This window comes from Enterococcus saigonensis (assembly GCF_011397115.1).
Classification (GTDB): domain Bacteria; phylum Bacillota; class Bacilli; order Lactobacillales; family Enterococcaceae; genus Enterococcus_C; species Enterococcus_C saigonensis.
Genome location: NZ_AP022822.1, coordinates 1,128,729 through 1,146,009 on the forward strand (window position 1 = coordinate 1,128,729; position 17,281 = coordinate 1,146,009).

The 17,281-nt window shown below is 35.2% G+C and carries 20 protein-coding genes; 17 read left to right on the forward strand and 3 right to left on the reverse strand.

Translation table 11 applies throughout. The features are described from left to right. Position 1 precedes the first annotated feature (1 nt). From ilvN to EsVE80_RS05300, 7 genes are all read left to right on the forward strand, one after another. Positions 2-478: an acetolactate synthase small subunit gene (gene ilvN, locus EsVE80_RS05270; protein ID WP_173102773.1), complete on the forward strand. Its 477-nt coding sequence runs from the start codon at positions 2-4 to the stop codon at positions 476-478. A gap of 50 nt (positions 479-528) precedes the next feature. Further along, positions 529-1,524: a ketol-acid reductoisomerase gene (ilvC, locus tag EsVE80_RS05275; protein ID WP_173102774.1), complete on the forward strand. Its 996-nt coding sequence runs from the start codon at positions 529-531 to the stop codon at positions 1,522-1,524. A gap of 18 nt (positions 1,525-1,542) precedes the next feature. After that, positions 1,543-2,799 carry a threonine ammonia-lyase IlvA gene (ilvA, locus tag EsVE80_RS05280; protein ID WP_173102775.1) on the forward strand — a complete coding sequence of 419 codons (1,257 nt, stop codon included), beginning with the start codon at positions 1,543-1,545 and terminating at the stop codon, positions 2,797-2,799. Between the two features lie 255 nt (positions 2,800-3,054). Continuing rightward, a complete protein-coding gene (gene rpsN, locus EsVE80_RS05285; protein WP_173102776.1) occupies positions 3,055-3,324 on the forward strand; it encodes a 30S ribosomal protein S14 in 270 nt (89 codons plus the stop codon). Positions 3,325-3,448: 124 nt separating this feature from the next. Then, positions 3,449-4,498, forward strand: a complete 1,050-nt coding sequence (locus EsVE80_RS05290) for a hypothetical protein (protein ID WP_173102777.1) — start codon at positions 3,449-3,451, stop codon at positions 4,496-4,498. Further along, positions 4,498-5,754, forward strand: coding sequence for a tetratricopeptide repeat protein (locus EsVE80_RS05295; protein ID WP_173102778.1), 1,257 nt, complete (start codon positions 4,498-4,500; stop codon positions 5,752-5,754). The genes EsVE80_RS05290 and EsVE80_RS05295 overlap by 1 nt, the downstream gene beginning before the upstream one ends. A gap of 19 nt (positions 5,755-5,773) precedes the next feature. Then, positions 5,774-6,337 carry a ReoY family proteolytic degradation factor gene (locus EsVE80_RS05300; RefSeq protein ID WP_173102779.1) on the forward strand — a complete coding sequence of 188 codons (564 nt, stop codon included), beginning with the start codon at positions 5,774-5,776 and terminating at the stop codon, positions 6,335-6,337. An 85-nt stretch (positions 6,338-6,422) separates the two neighbouring features. On the opposite strand, the gene EsVE80_RS05305 is transcribed toward EsVE80_RS05300, so the two are convergent. Continuing rightward, positions 6,423-7,319, reverse strand: a complete 897-nt coding sequence (locus tag EsVE80_RS05305) for a YitT family protein (RefSeq protein WP_173102780.1) — start codon at positions 7,317-7,319, stop codon at positions 6,423-6,425. 149 nt (positions 7,320-7,468) lie between these two features. On the opposite strand from EsVE80_RS05305, the gene EsVE80_RS05310 reads away from it, so the two are divergent. From EsVE80_RS05310 to rpmG, 5 genes are all read left to right on the forward strand, one after another. After that, a complete protein-coding gene (locus EsVE80_RS05310; RefSeq protein WP_173102781.1) occupies positions 7,469-7,831 on the forward strand; it encodes a nucleotide pyrophosphohydrolase in 363 nt (120 codons plus the stop codon). Next, positions 7,818-9,038: a CCA tRNA nucleotidyltransferase gene (locus EsVE80_RS05315; RefSeq protein WP_173102782.1), complete on the forward strand. Its 1,221-nt coding sequence runs from the start codon at positions 7,818-7,820 to the stop codon at positions 9,036-9,038. Before EsVE80_RS05310 ends, EsVE80_RS05315 begins: the two co-directional genes overlap by 14 nt. After that, positions 9,035-9,388 carry a thioesterase family protein gene (locus tag EsVE80_RS05320; RefSeq protein WP_173102783.1) on the forward strand — a complete coding sequence of 118 codons (354 nt, stop codon included), beginning with the start codon at positions 9,035-9,037 and terminating at the stop codon, positions 9,386-9,388. Before EsVE80_RS05315 ends, EsVE80_RS05320 begins: the two co-directional genes overlap by 4 nt. Before the next feature lie 124 nt (positions 9,389-9,512). Further along, a complete protein-coding gene (locus tag EsVE80_RS05325; RefSeq protein WP_173102784.1) occupies positions 9,513-9,968 on the forward strand; it encodes a hypothetical protein in 456 nt (151 codons plus the stop codon). 253 nt (positions 9,969-10,221) lie between these two features. Beyond that, the gene (gene rpmG, locus EsVE80_RS05330; protein ID WP_016172256.1) at positions 10,222-10,371 is read left to right on the forward strand and encodes a 50S ribosomal protein L33; all 150 of its coding nucleotides are present in this window, start codon (positions 10,222-10,224) and stop codon (positions 10,369-10,371) included. 194 nt (positions 10,372-10,565) lie between these two features. On the opposite strand, the gene EsVE80_RS05335 is transcribed toward rpmG, so the two are convergent. Both EsVE80_RS05335 and EsVE80_RS05340 read right to left on the reverse strand, forming a co-directional pair. Next, complete coding sequence (locus EsVE80_RS05335; protein WP_173102785.1) at positions 10,566-11,585, reverse strand: AI-2E family transporter; 1,020 nt, start codon at positions 11,583-11,585, stop codon at positions 10,566-10,568. 316 nt (positions 11,586-11,901) lie between these two features. Then, positions 11,902-12,831 (reverse strand): ABC transporter substrate-binding protein, encoded by a 930-nt coding sequence (locus tag EsVE80_RS05340; protein ID WP_173102786.1) that lies wholly within the window; start codon positions 12,829-12,831, stop codon positions 11,902-11,904. Between the two features lie 201 nt (positions 12,832-13,032). Here EsVE80_RS05340 and EsVE80_RS05345 point away from each other — a divergent pair, with 201 nt between their 5' ends. From EsVE80_RS05345 to EsVE80_RS05365, 5 genes are all read left to right on the forward strand, one after another. Beyond that, positions 13,033-13,833, forward strand: a complete 801-nt coding sequence (locus EsVE80_RS05345; RefSeq protein ID WP_173102787.1) for an ABC transporter ATP-binding protein — start codon at positions 13,033-13,035, stop codon at positions 13,831-13,833. Beyond that, entirely contained in the window at positions 13,823-14,812 is a 990-nt protein-coding gene (locus tag EsVE80_RS05350) for a FecCD family ABC transporter permease (RefSeq protein WP_173102788.1), read from the forward strand. Before EsVE80_RS05345 ends, EsVE80_RS05350 begins: the two co-directional genes overlap by 11 nt. After that, a complete protein-coding gene (locus EsVE80_RS05355) occupies positions 14,809-15,795 on the forward strand; it encodes a FecCD family ABC transporter permease (protein ID WP_173102789.1) in 987 nt (328 codons plus the stop codon). Before EsVE80_RS05350 ends, EsVE80_RS05355 begins: the two co-directional genes overlap by 4 nt. Before the next feature lie 214 nt (positions 15,796-16,009). Then, complete coding sequence (locus EsVE80_RS05360) at positions 16,010-16,573, forward strand: 5-formyltetrahydrofolate cyclo-ligase (RefSeq protein WP_173102790.1); 564 nt, start codon at positions 16,010-16,012, stop codon at positions 16,571-16,573. Beyond that, entirely contained in the window at positions 16,566-17,261 is a 696-nt protein-coding gene (locus tag EsVE80_RS05365) for a rhomboid family intramembrane serine protease (RefSeq protein WP_173102791.1), read from the forward strand. The genes EsVE80_RS05360 and EsVE80_RS05365 overlap by 8 nt, the downstream gene beginning before the upstream one ends. The last annotated feature ends 20 nt before the right edge of the window (positions 17,262-17,281 follow it).

The window sequence follows — 17,281 nt, forward strand, 5'->3', positions numbered from 1 at the left end:
AATGAAACGGATGATTACGGCGATGGTCTACAATCACGTTGGTGTTTTGAGTCGAATTAGCAGTGTTTTATATCGTCGACAAGTAAACATCGAGAGTATTTCTGTTGGCGAAACCGAAAATAAAGACATTTCCCGCATGACTTTTGTTATTAATGTGGAGACTTTAGCTGAGGTTGAACAAGTTACCAAACAATTAAATAAGCAAATTGCCGTCGTAAAAGTTTCCGATATTACCGATGTGCCACATCTTGAGCGGGAATTGGCACTTATAAAGGTGAATGCTCCTGCTGAAATGAGAACAGAAATTAAAACGATGATTGAACCATTTCGGGCAGATGTTGTTGATGTCAGTATCAAAACTATTGCCATTCAAATTGCAGGATCTTCTGAAAAAGTAGCAGCGTGTATAGATATTTTACGACCATATGGCATTAAAGAAATGGCACGTACAGGAATTACCGGTTTTACTAGAGGTTAATTGCAAGCAATTGCTGTTAATATAATTTTGATTATTGGAGGGAATTTAAGATGGTAAAAGTTTACTATGAAAATAATGTCGACCAAGATGCATTAGCAGACAAAACAATTACAATTGTAGGTTATGGTTCACAAGGACATGCGCATGCCCAAAATCTGCGTGATACAGGACACAATGTTATTATTGGTATTCGTGAGGGAAAGTCCGCAATAGCAGCTCGTGAAGATGGCTTTACTGTAAAGTCAGTAGCTGAGGCGACAAAAGAAAGTGAAGTTATTATGATTTTAGCACCGGATGAAATTCAAGGTATACTTTACGATAATGAAATTGCTCCCAATCTTACAGCTGGCAATGCACTAGCTTTTGCTCATGGATTTAATATCCATTTTAATGTTATCACGCCTCCTACAGATGTTGATATTTTCTTAGTTGCGCCAAAAGGACCAGGTCACTTGGTACGCCGTACTTTCACAGAAGGGTTTGCGGTGCCAGCTTTATTTGCGGTATATCAAGATGCTACTGGTAAGGCAAAAGACCTCGCGTTATCTTATGCAAAAGGAATCGGAGCTACTCGCGTTGGGGTATTGGAGACAACTTTTAGAGAAGAAACTGAAACAGATCTATTTGGAGAACAGGCTGTTTTATGTGGTGGCTTAACTTCAATGATTGAAGCGGGTTTTGAAACGTTAGTTGAAGCAGGATACCAACCAGAACTTGCTTATTTTGAAGTATGCCACGAAATGAAATTAATTATTGATTTGATTTATGAAGGTGGCTTTTCTAAAATGCGTCATTCTATTTCCAATACAGCTGAATATGGTGACTATGTTTCTGGTCCTCGTGTTATTACAGCAGAAACGAAAAAACATATGAAAGAAGTGTTAACTGATATTCAAAACGGCAAATTTGCTAAAGGTTTCATTAAAGATAATAAAGCTGATTTCTTTGCGTTTAATAAAATGAGAAAAGAAAATGCAGGACATCAAATTGAACAAGTTGGTAAAGAACTAAGAAAAATGATGCCTTTTGTGACGAAAAAAGATTAATTTTTGGAGGTGAGCACCTTGGATTTGATAACGGATGCCGAGGTTAAATGTGCATACCAAGTTTTAAAAGAAGTAGTTAGTCACACCCCGTTACAATACGATCGCTACTTGTCTGAAAAGTATGAGGCAACGATTTTATTAAAGAGGGAAGATTTACAAAAAGTTCGATCTTTCAAATTAAGAGGTGCGTATTATGCCATTAAAAAAATCCCCCGTGAACAATTAATTAACGGCGTAGTTTGCGCAAGCGCTGGTAATCATGCGCAAGGTGTTGCCTACACTAGTCGTGAAATGGATATTTTTGCTATCATCTTTATGCCCACAACTACACCAAAACAAAAAATTGCACAAGTAGAATTTTTCGGTGGTAATAAAGTTTCCATTAAATTAATAGGTGATACATTTGATGCTTCAGCAAAGGCCGCAAAAGAATTCGCCGCAAAACATACAATGACATTTATTGATCCTTTTGATGAGTCAAATATTATTGCCGGTCAAGGTACACTAGCGCTTGAGATGATGCTAGATGCTAAAAAAAAAGGTTTTGAACCGGATTACATTTTAGCCGCTATTGGTGGGGGTGGATTAATCAGTGGTATTGCTTCATATGTAAAGAACACCAATCCAGCAACAAAAATTATTGGAATCGAACCAAAGGGAGCGCCCTCTATGCAAGCAGCTTTTGATCACGCTGGCCCAGTTTCGTTAAAACAAATTGATAACTTTGTCGATGGTGCTGCAGTTAAGAAAGTAGGTTCTCTAACGTATTTTCATGCTAAAAATTATTTGGATGCTGTAACAGTAGTTGATGAAGGGCTAGTTTGTGCAACCATTTTAGAGCTATATGCTAAGCAAGCAATTGTAGCTGAACCTGCTGGTGCTCTTAGTGTGGCAGCACTAGAAGTTTTAAAAGAGAAAATTAAAGGAAAAACAGTTATTTGTGTTATCAGTGGGGGAAATAATGATATTAGTCGTATGGCAGAAATTGAAGAACGATCACTCGTTTATGCCGGGTTGCAGCATTATTTTGTGGTTAATTTTCCGCAACGCCCAGGTGCTTTAAAGGAGTTTGTGAGTAAAGTTTTAGGCCCAAATGATGATATTACGCGTTTTGAGTATACAAAAAAGATTAATCGCGGTACAGGTCCTGTCGTCTTAGGAATATTGCTTAGAAAGACTAATGATTTGAGTGCCCTATTATTGCGTTTAAGTGAGTTTGATCCGGCTTATATCAACTTACAAACAGCTCCGTCCCTTTATACTCTATTGGTTTAAGGAATTAAGTTTAAAATTAAAAAACATAATTTTCTTGTAGATAATAAAACCAGCTTCAACTAAAATGTACTAATGATTTTTAGTGTTACGGATTTTATATGAAACGTTTTTTCCTAACACACAGTATGCGTCTTGTTTATATAAGGTAAGTTGTTTGCGGCAAAAAGAAAAACGTGCTATATTAACAAAGCGTAAATATTACGTTTTAAATGCTCAAAAAATTGTCTGCTGGCTTAAAAAAGAAAGGACAGCAAAATGGCAAAAAAATCAAAGATTGCAAAAGCAAAAAAACAAGAAGCAATGATTGCGCGCTACGCAGCAACACGTTATGAATTAAAAAAGGCGCGTGATTATGCAGCATTAGCGAAACTTCCGAAAGACTCTAATCCTAATCGTTTGAAAAATAGAGACCGAATTGATGGACGTCCGCGGGGATATATGCGCAAGTTTGGGATGTCACGGGTAAAATTTAGAGAATTAGCCCATGAAGGTAAAATTCCGGGTGTTAAAAAAGCAAGTTGGTAACTTCAATTGTTAAGTAAAACTTCTCATTAAGATTGAGAAGTTTTTTCTTTTTTTGGAGCGAAATTGACGGCGAAATCTTTTTGTTCTCTGACTTTTAATGATAAACTTATACTAGGAGGAGCTTATGGAGAAAAGCTATCAGAAAGGCCAGTTTAGTACTCGTATTTTTTATGGAGAGACATTAAACAAAAGTATTGATCCTATTACTAGTGATAATTTACACGTGATTATTTTAACAAATCAAAAATACTATGATCGTTCTTTTGAAAAAATTAGTCAACTCTTTAAAAGAGCCCGTGATATTGACTGGTATATTTGTCGAAATCAGACATATTGCAACAACTTGGAAGAATTAATGAATTTGCTACACTTTTTGGAACGATTTCCCCAAAATCGTAACTATTTATTTTGTGGCTATGGAAATGAAGGTGTTATGCAACTAACGGGGTTTTTAGCACAAACTACAATTTTACCTAGTAATTATTGGTGCTTGCCAGTTTCAGTTCGATCATTAGCCAAAGTTTTGATTTTAGAACAAGCCATCATGAAACAAAACAGTCAAGTATTACTTCAAGTTAAAAATTTACCCCGAGCAGTTTATTTTGATCAAACGTTGACAGAAGCACAAACTGAAGGGAAATTAGTTGATTTATTAGTTTTTATAAGAATTGGTCTGGTTTGTGACTATGATTTTTTGCAAGATTTGCACCAAAATTTTCCAAATCAACAATTGGTTTATCGACGCTCTTTTGCGGCTTTCATAGCAGATTTGATTGACTACTATGCGGAATCTTTTGAAATAGAAGAGTTTGGGCAATTGTTTGAAGCCGCTTTTTATCAGATCGAAAATGGACATTTGCTATCTTCTAATATGAAACGATTATTTGGGATTTTATTTCATTTGTTTTGGTGTGATGCTAATCATGAGCTTCATTTTAATTTCAAAAATTTTTTAATTTGGTTTCAACAACTAGGCTACCCGATTCATTTGCCAACGCAGATTTCTTTAGTCGATTATCAGTTGCAAGTTTTAGATAAAGCGCAAAAAGAAGCACCAATTGTCACATTAGAAAGAATTGGCAAAGTGGGTAGGAAAACTAAAATTACTGTAAAATCATTGCAACAAGCAATTGAAAAATATCAAGCTACTTTAAAGGAGATTAGGGAAAGTTAATGGAAAAATCTTATAGTGAACAAATGCTCGAAGCATTAGAAAATGAAGATTTGGTGAGTGCCAATTTAGCTTTTAATCAAGCATTAGTGCATGATGATGATAGCCAACTGCATGAATTAGCACAGTATTTATTGCAAATTGGCTTTTTGGAAGAAGCAGAACAAACTTTTTTGCATTTATTAGAAAAATATCCGAATAATGAAGAATTATACTTAGGATTAGCCGAAGTAGCTATTGAAAATGACAATAGTGATCAAGCACTGAATTTTATTGAAAAAATCCCCCAAAATAGTGATTATTATGTGCAGGCATTGTTGTTAGCCGCAGATTTGTACCAAATGATTGGCATTCCTGAGGTAAGCGAAGCAAAATTAACCGAAGCAGCTAAAATATTGCCAGATGAGCCTTTAATTCAATTTGCGTTAGCAGAATTATTTTTCACAACTGAACGCTTTGGAGAAGCAGCAACGATTTATCAAATTCTACTTAATTCCAATATTACAGAGATGGCTGACATCTTATTAGAAGAACGTTTAGGTACAGCTTTGAGTATGGAAGGACAATTTGAAGAAGCGGTGGTTCACTTGCGTCGTGCGTTAGAAACCGAAGTCACAGATGATCGTCTCTTTCAGATTGCATTTGTGTATCGTCAATTAAAAGAAAATGAACAAGTTATTCAATACCTGGAACAGTTACGCAATCTAAATCCACAATATCAATCTTTGTATTTATATCTGGCAGAAGCGTTACAAGATGAAGAACAGCTAGAAGAAGCACAAGAAGTAATTGAAGCTGGATTAAAAGAGAATCCATTTAATGTTGATTTTTATCAGTTCGCCTCTGAAAATGTTTACCGTCTTCATGATGACGAGAAAGCAGAAGAATATTTGCAAAAAGCTTTGGAAACCGGTGAGAAATTAGATCAAACACTATTTATGTTGAGTAATTTATACTTAAAACAAGAAAAGTTTGAAGAAGTTATTGCAACAATTAATGAAATGGAAAACCCTGATGATGCTTACGCTCAATGGAATTTGGCACAAGCATACAATCAATTAGAAGAATTTAGTGATGCTGCTATTCATTATGAAAAAGCTAATATTGAATTAAATCACGAGCCAGAATTTATGAAAGAATATGGTATTTTCTTGCGAGAAGAAGGAAAGTTGCAAGAAGCAAAGGTACTGTTGGAGCATTATTTAGCACATGAGCCAGGCGATTTAGAAGTACAGTCGATTTTGGAGGCTTTATCATAAAGAAAAGAAGGTGAGGACGATGTTTATCGACGTCAAAGAAAAGAAGAATTTTCTCAATTGGTTTGTCACCCATGCATCTTTTAGTCGTCGTGAAGTTTGTTGGATTTTAAATTATTTAGCCAACCATGAAGCTATCTTAAATAATGTTCATTTTGTCGAAAACGCCGATGCTACTAATCGCGGTTTACAAATTCGTGATTTGACAGCTCAAGGCGATCCAATGCGATTATTTATTTCCGGAAAGGTTTTTGAGGATAGTGATCAGATTTTTCATGAGATTCGTTTAAACTGGAAAGAAGCTTTGTATATTGAATGCCTTTTTGATAATGCATGGGAGAATCCGGGATATTTATCAATTTTAGAGGATAATCCGTTCATGAAGTGGAATGAAAACATCGATCCGACAGTCATTGATAGTGTTAATCAGTTCCTTCTTGAAGAAGAACAGATTGCAAGAATGAATCAATTGTATCAAGAAATCGACCAAGCATTGGAAACAGGTGATAAAGAAAGATTTATGCGCTTGTCAGAAGATGTAAACAAAGAGTTACAGCAGCATTCCAGACAAAAAACAGCAGATTAAAAAATGGTGGTGAAATATTATCCTATATTAGTTAGGAATAGCATTTCACCACCATCTTTTTGCATCTTTTTGGCTAAACAAGTAATCAATTATGATTTTGTTTTTTTTTAAAGAAGTTATTTTTGGGACGTTTGTAAGTGAAGCCTTCACCTGATACTTCATGGACGTTTATTATAGAGATAAAAGCCTGCTCATCAAACTCCGCAATAATGCGTTTTACCTCCATTACTTCTCTTGAAGTTACCACCATGTACAAAATATTTTTATCTATACCAGAATATGCACCTTCGCCTTTTAAAAAGCTCGTACCACGTCCAGTCACTTCCATTAAGACAGGAGCCATTTGTTTTGTCTGATTTGAAATTACGAGTATTCCTTTCGCAGAATAGCCACCATCTAAAATAGTATCAACGATATTGGCAAACACATAAGAAAAAATCAAAGTATACATCATCCGTTTTAAATCAATATAAGTCAATGAGGCTAATAGAATTAAAATATCAAAGAAAAATAATGAACGACCAACTGAAATTCCCCGTTTTTTTTCCAAAATGCGGGCGATAACATCACTACCACCGGTTGTGCCACCAACACGGTAAACGATTCCACTACCAAAGCCTGCGATAATGCCAGCTAATAAAGCAGAAATAAGCAAATCGTGTTCTAAGTTAATAGCCAGCGGTACTTTTTGCCAAATAAAAAGCCAGACAGACAAATTAGTGGTACCAAAAATAGTATAGTAGAATGAACGCTTTCCTAGTACTTTGCCACCTAAAATAATAATTGGAATGTTCAAGATAAAAGTACTAAACGCGGGATTAATACCAAATAATGCACGTAAAATCAAGGTAATACCTGTTACGCCCCCCTCAGCGAGATTATTGGGGATATTGATATAAATTAAACCAAAGGCATAAATACAAGTACCCATAAGAATTAAAATTAAATCTCTCAATAGTGGTGTATATTTATTCGTATTCATATTCTCACCGTCTTTCCATCCATTAAAAGCAGGCAAGATAACGTTTGTTTTCTGCCTTCTCAAATGTATCATGAAAAAATGACAGTGACAATCAGCGGACACTTTGAATTGTAGAATTATTTTGATAAGATAATGACGGGAGTGATCACATGACGAAAAAAACATTATACCAAATGCAACACGAAGTAGACGATTATATCGCACAGTTTAAAGTAGGCTATTTCTCTCCTTTAGCACAACTTGCCCGTATGACAGAAGAAGTGGGGGAATTAGCTAGAGAAGTCAATCACTACTATGGTGAAAAGCAAAAAAAAGCAAATGAAGCCCCGAATACAGTTGCAGAAGAATTAGGGGATGTGTTTTTTGCATTATTATTAATGGCGAATTCTCTAGAGATTGATTTAACGGAAGTTTTTGACCAGAATATGGCGAAATTTAATCAACGGGATCATTATCGCTTTGAACGAAAAGATGGCACAAGAGCCCCGGAGGATGAGAATGCGCTTAACTAAATTGCCTGAAGAATTTCAACTTGCTTTACCAGTAATGAATCAAATTGAGAGAGCTGGTTTTGAAGCCTACTTTGTTGGGGGCAGCGTCAGAGATGTTTTGTTAGGACATAAAATACATGATGTTGATATTGCTACAAGTGCTTTTCCCGCTGAAATTAAAGCAATTTTTCCACGCACGATTGATATTGGCATTGCGCATGGAACTGTTTTAGTCTTACAACATGATGAACAATATGAGGTGACAACTTTTCGAACAGAGTCAACATATCAAGATTTTCGACGTCCAGACCAGGTTGAATTTGTACGATCGTTGACAGAAGATTTGAAACGCCGCGATTTTACGATTAATGCGTTTGCCTTAAAAGATGATGGCGAAATCGTTGATCTATTTGATGGCTTAATAGATTTACAAGAACATGTTTTACGTGCAGTGGGAAATCCTCATGAGCGGTTTCATGAGGATGCATTGCGGATGATGCGGGGGTTGCGGTTTGTTAGTCAGCTTGGTTTTTCTTTTGAAAACGAAACTTTTGATGCGATTAATGAGAACCATGCTTTATTAGAAAAAATTTCTGTTGAACGTATCTATGTAGAATTTGATAAACTCTTGTTAGGAAAATTTCGGAATCAAGCTGTTCGTTTTCTAGTGGAAACAGAATGTTATTTGTATTGTCCTGGTTTACGGCATTATGGAGAAGCATTGTTGCGTTTTGCTGATTTAAAACCCTTAATTTTTACAACCTCTAAACAAGCGTGGACTGTATTGGTTGAACAGATGGGAATAGGACAAAACTTAATTCGTCCTTTTCTAAAAAAATGGAAGGCTTCTAATGAGTTGATTCAAAAAGTACAAGCACTTCACTGGGGTTTAAAAATTCGACAAGAAAAACCTTTAACAAATTGGGAAATTTATCAACTAGGCTTAAAGAATAGCTTAGCAGTAGAAGAGTTGGTGACGTTCTACAATTTGACTCCCGATCTTGAAAAAATAAAAAATCAGTATGAGGCTTTGCCAATTAAACAGTTACGCGATTTAGCAATTAATGGTAATGATTTGTTACAAAGCATTGACTTAAAACCTGGTAAGTGGCTAAAAGAAATTTTGGGGCAGCTAGAATATCAAGTAGTAACAAAAGACTTAAAAAACGATTCAAAAGTTTTGTTAGATAAAGCCCAAGAACTCCTACAAGCAGGTGATGATAAGTGATTCAAAAAAATTTCACAGTGACAAAAGATTTAACAGCAAAAAAAGTGGGGTCAGGCGGATTAGCTGTTCTAGCTACTCCTGCTGTTGTTCAGATGGTAGAAAATACGTGTTTTGAATACTTACAAGAAAAATTAGACAGCACTAAGACAACAGTGGGCGTAAAATTTGATGTTCTACACTTAAAACCTTCAAAAAATGGAGCGACTATAACGGTTGAAGCTAAACTAGAACAACGAAAAGATCGCAAAAGTGTTTTTTCATTCTGTTGTTATGATGAAGAGAATTTAATTGCAAAAGGTGAACATCAGCGTATTGAGGTAAATATAGCGGAATTTTTGAGTCAGGTGTAAGCATTTTCTTATCCTGTATTTTAAAGTTGTGCTAAACTAATTGATGGAGTGAAACAAATTGTTAAAGGCACAACGATTGTGTTGTTATTCACGATGGTTGGTGCTAATCAGAGGAGGAAGTCAAATGGCTAGAGAAATGACAGCTTTGAAATTTTATTTCCGTAATGGAGAAACTTGGACGATTAATCGTCGCTTTATCGGCGACTTATGGATTAAGCAAATTACTACAAGTTTTGGCCGCATCAATGGTAGTGAATTTGTTGAAATTCACCCATGTGCTGGATTTAAAATTGAAATTTATCCAGAAGGTGATCACGTTGCAACACATGATATTAATCTAGGTGGCTTAGAGTTAGGGATGTTTGCCCGTGCTTTGAAATATCAAGATATTGAACGGATGGAAATTTTATTTAAAGCTGGTAAACCAGATATGGTCTATTTCCCATATAAAGACAAAGATACAGAAGGTTTAGATAATGTATACCAAACAACTAAAGTAAGTGAACAGACAAAGAGTCTTTACATCGTAATTAACCCAGAACAAACAGTGGACGATGTTTACGGTGAGTTTTTCGAATAAAATAAGTAGTAAGCCATCTCACAAAAAGTATTTTTGTGAGATGTTTTTTGTCAAAAGATATTTTTATTCTATCAGAGGAAGAGGTAATGTTTATTCGTTGCTCTTTCAATTTTGAAATTTATGTTTTTTATCGTCAAGTAAAACTACTTAACAAAAATTGCTTAAAAGACTAGCTTTCAAATAAAAAACATGCTATCATATTCAAGTCTGAGAGTAATCTTAGAGTATGAATGAGGATATGGGAGGGAAAATCATGCGCGTAAACATCACATTAGAATGCACTTCTTGCAAAGAACGCAATTATTTGACAAGCAAAAACAAACGTAACAACCCTGACCGCTTGGAAAAAAATAAATATTGCCCACGCGAAAGAAAAGTTACTTTACACCGCGAAACAAAATAAGCGTTTCAGGAACCCTCTAAGACCAGTGTTTTAGAGGGTTTCTTTTTTTCTCAGAAATTCAATTGTTTTAAAGTACAGCTAGGTTGAACTTCAAGTGTAGGTAATACTAAGAGTAGCTTCTAATTTAGAATGAGAAAACCAGAGGCGTAAATTTTTGCTTATAAAAAGGACTCATTTGAATACCTAGTATATTGTTAGGTTTTTGATTGAGAAATTTTTTTGACATTCATAACATCCAAAAAGAAAGTAAAAATAGGAATTCCAACAATTAATCCCCAAATTCCAAAAAGCTGTTCTGCGATGAGAAGAATCACAAACGTGTAAAAGATCGGTAGCTCTGTGCGACTTGACATGAATTTTGGGTTCAAAACGTAGGCTTCTAAAATATGGATAAATAAAATCATTAATAAAATAAAGAATAAATCCCACATGCCGCCTTGAGAATAGGCAATAAATGATAGTGGTATACTTGAAATAATAGCACCAGCAACGGGAATGAGACTGAAAAAGAATACCATCAACCCCAGACTAGGCAATTGATGAAAGCCCATAATTGCTAATCCTGAAATGGTGATAACTGTATTTACGATTGCAATAAAAAATTGTGCTTCTAAAACGACACCAAAAGTATTGGTAAATTTTTGAGCAAAGTAAAATATATCTTGGAAATACCAGCCAAAATCACTAGAAAAAAATAATTTTGAAAAATTTTTCACTTTTTTTAATTCGACGGAAAAAAAGAAGCTGAGTAAAAATGATAGCGCTAATGAAACGGTTAGTTTACCGAAATCATGAAGATAACCAATGATAAAACTGGCTCCGCCTTTTAGCTGATCAAGAAACTCACTTCGCTGAATATATTGTAAAACCCAGTCGAGGACTTGATTAGAGTTTGTTGGTTGATCATCATAAAAAGCTACAACAGTGTCCACCATATGCCAAGTTTGATGGAATAAAATAGGAATATATTTGGTTAATACGATATACAAGAAAAATACTGTGCCACCGTAAAGAGTAATAACAATCAAAATAGGTTTGATTTTGAAAAAACGTTGGACAAGTTGAATAAAATGGATAGCTAAATAGGTAAAAATGAAGGTTAATAAGATTGGCGTCATAAGGCTACGTGCGAGATAGAGCAAAAGTATGATGCTTAATAATACACCGTAGCGCCTTAGTTTAATATTTGCAATAAAATTATGATAAAGTTTCAACTGGACACCTCGTTTTCATAAGATTTTTCTTTAGTATAATTGCTTTTGCTGGGGAAACCTAGCAAATTCAATACAACGAACAAAAGTGTTAGATGTTACGATATTATTTACACATGATGTTTATAGCATAACAAGAAGTGCAAGCTGTTGGCCTGAAAAGATGGACTTGAGCTTTTCAGCATGTCTATTTGAGAAATAATTCAACGCATCGTTTGTAAGCTAAATAGGCTAGTAGTAAAAACGAAACAATCCTTTTTGAGGTGGATAAACTAGAAAAAGTAGTACTTGCCAGCTTCAAAGCAAGTACTACTTTTTATTATTTCAGTTTTGATTTAATATCTTCAATCATCTCGCGATAAGCAATAGGGCCGTTATAAAGCCAGCTTTTTTCAGGGCCAAACTCCCACAAATTACCATTTTTTACTGCCGGAATGTTTTGCCATAAGGAATCTTTGAACATGGCTGCGCCTTGATCACTGTTAACAAGAATTAAATAGTCACAATTAATTTGAGCTAACTTTTCTAATGACACTGCTGACCAATCTGAAGTCGCCTTTTCACTAATTTCTTTTGTCAAATCTGGAACTTTGAAACCTAGTTGTTGATATAAAAGATCTCCACTAGAACGAGTGTCAGCAACCATAAAAGCAGAGTTATTTGTTACCCATAAAACAGCAATGGATTTATCTTCTATTTTTTTAGTATAATTCTTTTTTGTTTCAGCTACTAATTTGTCATAGTCATTAATGACTTCTTCGCCTTTTTTTTGTTTGTTCAATACATTGGCAATATCGGTTAATTTAGCCTGCCAGGTAACTTTTTCGCCATTTTTAACGACATAGGTGGGGGCGATTTTGGCATATTTTTCGTATTTGCCTCCTTCAACCAAACCGTTAGATTCAATTAATAATAAGTCGGGGTCATAGGATAAAACATCCTCATAAGGTAAGTCATAATTAATTAAGGGAATATCTTTTAAATCTTTACTTAAATAATCTTGCCGAGAGCCACCACCAACCGTCCACTGTGCTACTGGTTTTTCGCCTAATGCCACGAGGTAATCTTCTAAGTAACTACCAATAACTCGCTTTGGCTTATTTGGAATCTCCACTTTATGATCCAATTGATCAGTCAGAATTCGACTTTCTTTTTTGGCAGTTTCTTTATTGTTAGAACTACAAGCAGTAATTAATAAAAGACTAGCTAACAATACTAAAGCAGAGGTAACTTTTTGATGTTTTTTCATGAATGATTTCCTTTCGTAGAAACACTTCGATTGTTTACGTTTTAATTGAGAATAATTATCAATTAATGATACTAGCATACTTCTTTCTTTTGTCAATTGTAAAATAATGAAATTACTAAGCAAGCAATTTTCCTTCTATTGACGAATTGTAAAAATAAAGCGATAATTGATAATCATTATCAATGAAAGTAGAGAATTGCAATGACTACCTTGGAAGCAAAAGAGATAACTGTTGGTTATCAAAAACAAATTATTATTGAATCGTTGTCGCTTCAATTACCCGTTGGGAAAATAATTGGTCTAATTGGACCAAATGGTAGTGGTAAATCGACATTATTAAAAACATTGGCTCGAATTATGCAACCTCAAAAAGGGGGAGTAATGTTAAACGGTGTTAATATCGAGATGCTCCCAACAAAAGAAGTCGCACAACAGATTGCCTTATTGGCGCAAAATACAGAACAAAATCTTGAGTTGACTGTTAAAGAGCTGGTTTCTTACGGACGTTTTCCTTACCAAAAAGGTTTACGGCAGTTAGATAAAAAAGATCAAGAGGCAGTTAGTTGGGCACTTTCTGCCACCGGTTTGGCTAGTTTAGAACAACGTTCATTACAAGCACTCTCTGGTGGACAGCGGCAACGCGTTTGGTTAGCAATGGCGTTAGCGCAAGATACAGATATTTTAATTTTGGATGAGCCAACAACATTTTTAGACCCAGCTCACCAGCTTGAAATTTTGCAATTGCTTCAAAAAATCAATCAAAAATATCAAAAAACTATCGTTATGTCTATTCATGATTTAAATTTAGCTTCGCGTTTTTCAGATATTTTAATTGGTTTAAAGCAAGGAGAAATTATAGCCAATGGGACGCCACAAAATGTTATGACACCCGAAATTTTAGCCCAATTATTTTCCATCAAAGCGGAATTAACGGTGGATATAAAAACAGAAAAACCTCTTTTAATGAATTATGAATTGCAGGGGACAGAAGATGAAGACTAATCGTTTTGCTTTGATATGGGGAATTTTAATCATAGCCACTTTCTTTCTTTTATTTTTCTCATTAACTAATGGGGCTGCTGATATTTCTATTCGTGAAGTTACGAATGCATTTTTCCACTTTGACAAAGGCAATCAAGCGCAACAAATAATTGTGAACTTACGTTTACCTCGCGTTATTGGTGCTTTTTTAGTTGGTAGTGCATTTTCTTTAGGTGGGGCAGTCATGCAAGGTGTAACTAGAAATCCATTAGCAGATGCTGGTTTGTTAGGGATTAATAGTGGTGCTTCATTAGGGTTGGCACTTGTTTTTATTTTGTGGCCTAAAGCTTCGATTAACCGAACAATTTGGTTTTCTTTTGCAGGTGCTTTTTTCGCCGCTTTTTTAATTTTTTTGGTCAGTCGCCGTACAATTACTACTTTGACTCCCACACGTCTTATTTTGGCTGGTGTGGCGATTAGCAGTCTCTTTTCTGCACTTAGTCAAGCATTATCTTTGATATTTGACTTACAACAAGATATTGCATTTTGGTTTGTCGGCGGTGTTGCAAATATTACTTGGGAACAACTTCAACAAGTTTGGTTCCTTTATTTATTTGCGATAATAGGTAGTTTATTTTTTGCTAGAGGTATTAATTTATTGCTTTTAGGTGATGACAATGCGTTGGCTTTAGGGAAAAAACCGGGACGAATTCGCTTTTTCACATTACTATTTGTTGTCATTTTGGCTGGAATTGCAGTAGCACTAGTCGGACCTATTAGTTTTATCGGACTGATGGTTCCTCATGTTATGCGCTATTTTACAGGGGATAATTATCGTAGATTATTACCGTTAGTCTTAGTTGGTGGTGGCCTATTTGTTGTTTTTGCGGACTTGTTGGCACGCTTGTTAAATCCACCTTTTGAAACTCCTTTGGGTCTGCTCATAACCATTGTCGGAGTTCCTTTTTTACTCCTAAAGATTTGGAGGAGTCAATCGTGAAGAAAAAATATATTTATAGTATTTTTAGTGTTTTATTGTTTTTTTCCCTCGTGATTAATATTTTATTTGGACGACAGATCTTAAATCTAACAGATATATTTGCTTTAATGACAGGTAATGCTAGCACCACTTTAGAGTTAACTGTTTTTGAGTTAAGGTTGCCGCGAACAATTTTGGCTGCTTTAGGTGGTGCTGGACTTGGTGCAGCGGGATATTTATTGCAAGGGGTGACACGTAATGATTTAGCTGATGCCTCCTTACTAGGAATTAATAGTGGTGCTGGTTTTTTTGTTTTAATTTATCTTGGTTTTTTTGCACAAGGAAGTGGTTTTTTATTACCAGTGTTAGCATTAGCAGGAGGCTTGCTAGCTGTTTTTGCGGTATACGGTATTGCACATCAAAGGGGTCCATTTTTAGCTTTGGATAAATTATTATTAGCTGGTATTGCAGTGAATGCTGGTTTTGGAGCATTAACATTATTGGGAACGATTAGAGTTGCGCCAGATCGTTATCGTTTTGTAACCAATTGGCTGGCTGGCTCGCTATGGGGGGCAAGCTGGAGCTATGTTTTAATTCTGTTAGGTTGGCTTGTTCTTTTAATAGGTATTACACTGGTACAGTTACCGTATTTAGATTTATTGCAGTTAAATGATGAACAGGCATTGGGCATTGGTGTTAAAGTTCGTCGCGTCCGCCTTCGTTTTTTGTTTTTAGGAGCAGCTTTAGCAGCGAGTTGTGTAGCTTTTTGTGGAAACTTAGCTTTTGTTGGTCTTTTAGCACCTCATATTACAAAAACGTTATTAAAAGGACGCACGCGACAACGCTTCCCTTTGACTTTGTTAATTGGAGCACTAATTGTATTGGTTGCTGATACTTTAGGAAGATTAATTTTGACTAGCGGAGAGTTACCGGCTGGTGTGATGATAGCGATTTGTGGTGCACCTTATTTTTTAATTTTATTAATACAAAAGCCAAGGCTATAAAGAAGCTAACAATGTATCTTTTAGCAAACTACTAGACAAGACCAAAAGTAAGTTTTTCCATTCGCTTACTTCTGGTCTTGTCTTTTACAATGAGCAGCTGTTTGCTATTTTTTTATTTTTTCGATACCATGCAATTAAGAACTTAAATTAGATTGTATATAATAATAAATGCTGGTTTGTGTAGTAAAAATATCCTGAATAAGGAGCGGTTAAGTTGGAAAAAAAAGAATTACGTAAAAAAGGAATTGTGAAGTTACATGAACTTGCTCTTCATAAAGATAAAAAAAAGGAAAAGGAAATTATTATTTTGCAATTATTATTTGCAAGTAGTCAATGGAAAAAAGCTAATCGTATTGGAGTAATTCGAGCAACAGATATCGAATTGGATACAGAGCCAATTTTTCAACGAGCTTTTCAAGAAGAAAAAAAAATAGTCGTACCAAAAGCACCTCAAGATCGGTTGTTGACGTTTCATCTGGTTGATGAACATACACAGTACTATGTCTCCAATTTTGGTGTAGAAGAGCCTTTAGTCGCACCAATCGTAGAAAAAAATGAAATTGATTTGCTAATTGTACCGGGGGTTGTTTTTTCAAGTCGAGGATATCGAATTGGATTTGGTGGCGGATATTATGACCGTTTTTTAACAGATTATAAAGGCCAAACGATTAGTTTAGTTTTTAGTGAGCAGATTTCCGATGATTGGCAACCAGAGAAATTTGATATGCCAGTATCAAAAATAATTACTGACAGTAGAAATGAGGTTGCTTATGAATAAAGAATGGGAAATAACATTGAAACGCTGGTTTAATCGACCAGTGGTTACTTACAGCTTCTTGGCTGTCCAAACAGTTGTGTACCTGCTTATGTTTATTCCAAGTCTCCAAATTGAAGCACAAGGCGTCATGTTTGGTCCATTTGTAGCGTATTTCCATCAATATTGGCGTTTTATAACACCAATATTGATTCACTTTTCGTTAACGCATTTTGCTGTCAATTCAATTGTTTTGTATTTTATTGGACAGCAAGTTGAGGCGATTTATGGTCATTGGCGCTTTTTTATTTTGTATTTATTTAGTGGTGTAATGGGAAATGCAGTGAGTTTTGCTTTTAATGACGCTGGTATCCGTTCAGCGGGAAGCAGTACTTCGATTTTTGGTGTTTTTGGTGCCTTTTTATTGTTGGGCTATTATTTCCGAAATAATCCCGCAATTCAAGGAATGGTAAGACAATTTGCACTTTTTGTTGGACTTAGCCTATTATTTGGTATTTTTGATCGGTCTATTGATATTTGGGGGCATGTTGGCGGTGTTATCGGTGGCCTGCTATTAGGTAATGTCGTAGCATTGCCACAAAATCACGGGCGTTTTTCAATTCATACTCGTGTAATTTCCGGTCTTGTTTTTGGATTTCTTTTGGTGATTTGTCTTTTATATGGTTTAAAAAAATATGGATTGCCTGTATAATATGCGAGGAAGTGTTTAAA

Excerpts from the sequence above, each read along its gene's own strand:
- EsVE80_RS05325 (WP_173102784.1), top strand. The coding sequence starts at position 9,513 with ATGGCTAGAGAAATGACAGCTTTGAAATTTTATTTCCGTAATGGAGAA.
- EsVE80_RS05295 (WP_173102778.1), top strand. The coding sequence starts at position 4,498 with ATGGAAAAATCTTATAGTGAACAAATGCTCGAAGCATTAGAAAATGAA.
- EsVE80_RS05315 (WP_173102782.1), top strand. The coding sequence starts at position 7,818 with ATGCGCTTAACTAAATTGCCTGAAGAATTTCAACTTGCTTTACCAGTA.
- EsVE80_RS05365 (WP_173102791.1), top strand. The coding sequence starts at position 16,566 with ATGAATAAAGAATGGGAAATAACATTGAAACGCTGGTTTAATCGACCA.
- EsVE80_RS05305 (WP_173102780.1), bottom strand. The coding sequence starts at position 7,319 with ATGAATACGAATAAATATACACCACTATTGAGAGATTTAATTTTAATT.
- EsVE80_RS05290 (WP_173102777.1), top strand. The coding sequence starts at position 3,449 with ATGGAGAAAAGCTATCAGAAAGGCCAGTTTAGTACTCGTATTTTTTAT.
- rpmG (WP_016172256.1), top strand. The coding sequence starts at position 10,222 with ATGCGCGTAAACATCACATTAGAATGCACTTCTTGCAAAGAACGCAAT.
- ilvN (WP_173102773.1), top strand. The coding sequence starts at position 2 with ATGAAACGGATGATTACGGCGATGGTCTACAATCACGTTGGTGTTTTG.
- EsVE80_RS05300 (WP_173102779.1), top strand. The coding sequence starts at position 5,774 with ATGTTTATCGACGTCAAAGAAAAGAAGAATTTTCTCAATTGGTTTGTC.
- EsVE80_RS05310 (WP_173102781.1), top strand. The coding sequence starts at position 7,469 with ATGACGAAAAAAACATTATACCAAATGCAACACGAAGTAGACGATTAT.
- ilvC (WP_173102774.1), top strand. The coding sequence starts at position 529 with ATGGTAAAAGTTTACTATGAAAATAATGTCGACCAAGATGCATTAGCA.
- rpsN (WP_173102776.1), top strand. The coding sequence starts at position 3,055 with ATGGCAAAAAAATCAAAGATTGCAAAAGCAAAAAAACAAGAAGCAATG.
- EsVE80_RS05350 (WP_173102788.1), top strand. The coding sequence starts at position 13,823 with ATGAAGACTAATCGTTTTGCTTTGATATGGGGAATTTTAATCATAGCC.
- EsVE80_RS05345 (WP_173102787.1), top strand. The coding sequence starts at position 13,033 with ATGACTACCTTGGAAGCAAAAGAGATAACTGTTGGTTATCAAAAACAA.
- EsVE80_RS05340 (WP_173102786.1), bottom strand. The coding sequence starts at position 12,831 with ATGAAAAAACATCAAAAAGTTACCTCTGCTTTAGTATTGTTAGCTAGT.